This window comes from Inquilinus sp., from assembly GCF_057815775.1.
The window spans coordinates 1-3703 of record NZ_JBYRFX010000271.1 but is presented as its reverse complement, the minus strand read 5'-3'; the positions used below and the strand labels follow the sequence as shown (position 1 = coordinate 3703).

Sequence of the window (3703 nt, the reverse complement as noted above, 5' to 3'; positions counted from 1 at the left end):
TGATCCGGCCGCGGGTGTTCGGCCAGATCCTGGAGCGGGCCGAGGGCCGGCCGGAGGCGGCGCTGGTGCACCAGATGGTGCTGCGGTCGCAGGCCCAGGCGGTGTACAGCCCCGACAATCTCGGCCATTTCGGCCTGGCGTTGCCGCGCTACGCCCATTTCACCTCGCCGATCCGGCGCTATGCCGACCTGACCGTGCATCGCGGACTGATCCGGCTGCTGCATCTCGGCAGCGACGGCGCAACGGATGAGGAGCTGTCGCGGCTGGAGGAGATCGGCCAGCACATCTCGGTCACCGAACGCCGGGCCGCGCAGGCCGAGCGCGACGCGGTCGACCGCTACCTGGCCAGCTGGCTGTCGACCCGGATAGGCGCGATCCTGCCCGGCCACATCGCCGGCGTCGCCCGCTTCGGCCTGTTCGTCGAGCTGGACGATTCGGGCGCCGACGGGCTGGTGCCGATCTCGACCCTGCCCGACGATTATTACGACCATGACGAGGCGGCACACGCCCTGATCGGCCGGCGCTGGAACCGCGTGTTCCGGCTGGGCGCCAAGGTCAGCATCCGCGTCACCGAGGCCGATCCGCTGACCGGCAGCACCGTCTTCGCCCTGGTCGATGCCGTCCACGGCGCCGAACTGGACGGCATGGCGCCGCCGCCCGACCAGCGCCGCCGGAACCGCGACAAGGGCCCGCGGACACCCTGGAAGCCCCGGCGCTGAACGCAGCCCTGCTGCGCTGCAATATTGCCTTTTTCCTGTCAAGCCTTGGGCTTATGGTGGCCTGTGACAGAGCTGGGGCCGGAGTTCCATTAAGTGTTTCGTCAGAAGCGGTTCGCGGCAATTCTTGCGGCGCTGCTGGTGCTCCCGGGCTGTGTCTCCTCCTCCCCGGAGTCCTCGTCCCTTCCGGCTGAGTCCGAGGCCCGCGACGGCGGCCATTTCGCAGATCCCTCTGTCTTCACCCAGGGCTTCGGCCGCATCCAGGAAGTCTATCTGGTCAAGGAAGACTTCGGCGCGCTGGCGCTGGACGGGCTCAACGGCCTGGGCAAGATCGATGACAGCCTCAGCGCCCGCCGCGACAGCGGCCGGGTCGAGTTGCTGCGCACCGGCCATGTCATCGCCGGTTTCGACTCCCCCGCCCCGGACGCGGCCTATGACTGGGGTGAGCTTGTGGCCTCCTCGCTCGACGCGGCATCACTGGCCTCGCCGAAGGTCGCCTCGGCCGGCAACGAAGCGGCCTACCAGGCGGTCTATGACGGGCTGCTGGCCGACCTCGATCCCTATTCCCGCTACGTCAACCCGGACCGCGCCCGCGACGACCGGGCCCAGCGCGACGGCTACACCGGCGTCGGCATCGCGCTGAGCCAGGACGACAAGGGCCGTTCGGTGATCGGCGACGTGTTCCCGGACACGCCAGCCGCCCGCGCCAACCTGCTGAAGGGATCGCTGATCATCGCGATCAACGGCGTCTCGGTGGAAGACGCCAAGGTCGACGAGATCGCCGACCTGATGCGTGGCCCGGTCAACACCAAGGTCGACCTGACGGTGCGCGAGCCCAAGGGCGCCACCCGCACCGCGACCATGATCCGCGAGAAGGTGATCGAGAACATGGTCCGCAGCCAGGTGCGGGACAATGTGGTCATCGTCAAGCTGCTGCGGTTCAACACCACCAGCGCCACGGCGGTCCGCAACGCCGTGACCGGCCTGCTGCGCGGCCTGAACGGCCGGGCCCGAGGCGTGGTGCTGGACCTGCGCGGCAACCCCGGCGGGCTTCTGGACCAGTCGGTGTCGCTGGCCGATCTGTTCATGGAGCATGGCGAGATCATCTCGACCCGCGGCCGCAATCCGGACAGCGACCAGAATTTCGTGGCCCACAGCGAAGACATCACCAACCACCTGCCGCTGGCGCTGCTGGTCGATGGCCACTCGGCCTCTGCGGCCGAGGTCACGGCTGCGGCGCTGCAGGATTCCGAGCGGGCGATCCTGGTCGGCTCGACCTCCTTCGGCAAGGGCAGCGTCCAGACCGTTACCCGCCTGCCGAACGACGGCGAGCTGTTCCTGACCTGGAGTCGCATTTACGCGCCGTCCGGCTACACCTGGCACCGCCAGGGCATCGTGCCGACCGTCTGCACCAGCAGCAGCACCGAGACCGACGCCAAAACGGTGGTCCAGGCGTTCCGCGCCGGCCAATTGCCGCGCCCGGCCGATTTCGTGACCGACCGCCGCGCCGCGCCGGACGATGAGGCGGCGCTGCGCCGCATCCGCTCCGTCTGCCCGTGGCAGGTGCATGACGCCGACCTGGATGTCGACGTCGCCATCGCCCTGGTCAGCGATGCCGCACTCTATGCCCAGGCCCTGGGCACCCAGGATCCGCATGCCGTGACAGCGGCCCGCACGCCGTAACGGCGGCCGGCGCGAGGCCCTTGCCCATCGCCGCACTTGACTCGCGCGCGCCGGAGGGTATGGTGCGCGCTTCCCGGCCCGTGATGCGGCGCCGAGCAGAGAAATATTGGAACTAGCATCATGGCGAAGCCGAGCACCATCAAGATCCGCCTGAACAGCACCGCGGATACCGGATTCTTCTACGTGACCAAGAAGAACCCGAAGACCAAGACCGAGAAGCTGACGCTGCGCAAGTACGACCCGGTCGTGCGCAAGCACGTCGAGTTCAAGGAAGGCAAGATCAAGTAAGCTGCGCCTCGCGCCGCTGGACTTGCTCCAGAACATGCTCGGGCCTCGCCGTCGGCGGGGCCTTTTGCATATGTGCGCTTCGTCGCCCCCGGCCTGGCAAACCCGGACCTGACCGAATCAGCACCGGCGTCCGAGCCCGTTTGGAAACGTGTTGGCGTGAGTCGGCTGGTGGTGGTTTCGAGAACCGGCGCGCAGCGGACATGGTCGTCCCGTGAGCACCGGAAGCGCAGAAGCCGCTATCAGACGGCCGCGCCGGCGCGTTTCCGAACGGGTTCTCAGTCCAGATGCCGCCGCATCGTGGCGATGAACCCGGCGACGCTGATCGGCTTGGAGATGTAGTCGTTGCAGCCGCCGGCACGGACCATCGCCTCGTCGCCCTTCATCGCCAGCGCCGTCACCGCGATCACCGGGATTGCCGCCAGCTCCGGGTCCGCCTTCAGCCACTTCGTCACCTCCAGCCCCGAGATCTCGGGCAGCTGGATGTCGAGCAGGATCAAATCCGGCCGGTGCGCCCGCGCCAGCCGCATCGCATCGGCGGCGTTGTCCGCGGCGACGGTGGCATAGCCATTGGCCTCGAGCACATCGACGAACAGCTTCCGGTTCAGTTCGTTGTCCTCGACGATCAGCACCGTCTTCGCCATGACCCGCCCCCAAGCGCCGCAATCCGGCGATCCCTGTCCGCCCAGGATCGGTCGCCGCATCCCGCGTTGTAAAGGCCGCATGGCGTCACAACCGGCGATGCGCAGCAGCGGATTGGCCGGTGCGGCGGATCAGGCGCTGGAGAGCCGGTACAAAAAGAGTACGATGGCGCCATGGCCGACCCATCGAGGCGCATCCCCGGCGATGACCATGACCCCGAAGCCGGGCCGGGCTGAGCTGCTGCCCGGCCTGTGCCGGGACTGCGGCGCGCATCCGGCGCCGGGCGCGCGGCGCTGCGGCCGTTGCGGGTCGCCGCGCCTGGTCCGCCATGCCGAACTGCACAGCCTGACCATCGCCCATCTCGACTGCGACGCCTT

4 protein-coding genes are annotated in these 3703 nt (G+C 68.5%); 3 read left to right on the top strand and 1 reads right to left on the bottom strand.

Annotation, left to right across the window (positions count from 1 at the left end; translation table 11 throughout):
- The 3 genes from AC3XYG_RS09610 to rpmG all read left to right on the top strand — a co-directional run.
- On the top strand, positions 1-719 hold a 719-nt coding region (locus AC3XYG_RS09610; protein WP_489139600.1), incomplete at its 5' end, for an RNB domain-containing ribonuclease.
- Positions 720-812: 93 nt separating this feature from the next.
- Positions 813-2399 (top strand): S41 family peptidase, encoded by a 1587-nt coding sequence (locus AC3XYG_RS09605; protein WP_489139599.1) that lies wholly within the window; start codon positions 813-815, stop codon positions 2397-2399.
- 120 nt (positions 2400-2519) lie between these two features.
- A complete protein-coding gene (gene rpmG / locus AC3XYG_RS09600) occupies positions 2520-2687 on the top strand; it encodes a 50S ribosomal protein L33 (protein ID WP_489139598.1) in 168 nt (55 codons plus the stop codon).
- A gap of 275 nt (positions 2688-2962) precedes the next feature.
- On the opposite strand, the gene AC3XYG_RS09595 is transcribed toward rpmG, so the two are convergent.
- Complete coding sequence (locus AC3XYG_RS09595) at positions 2963-3328, bottom strand: response regulator (protein ID WP_489139597.1); 366 nt, start codon at positions 3326-3328, stop codon at positions 2963-2965.
- Between the last annotated feature and the right edge of the window lie 375 nt (positions 3329-3703).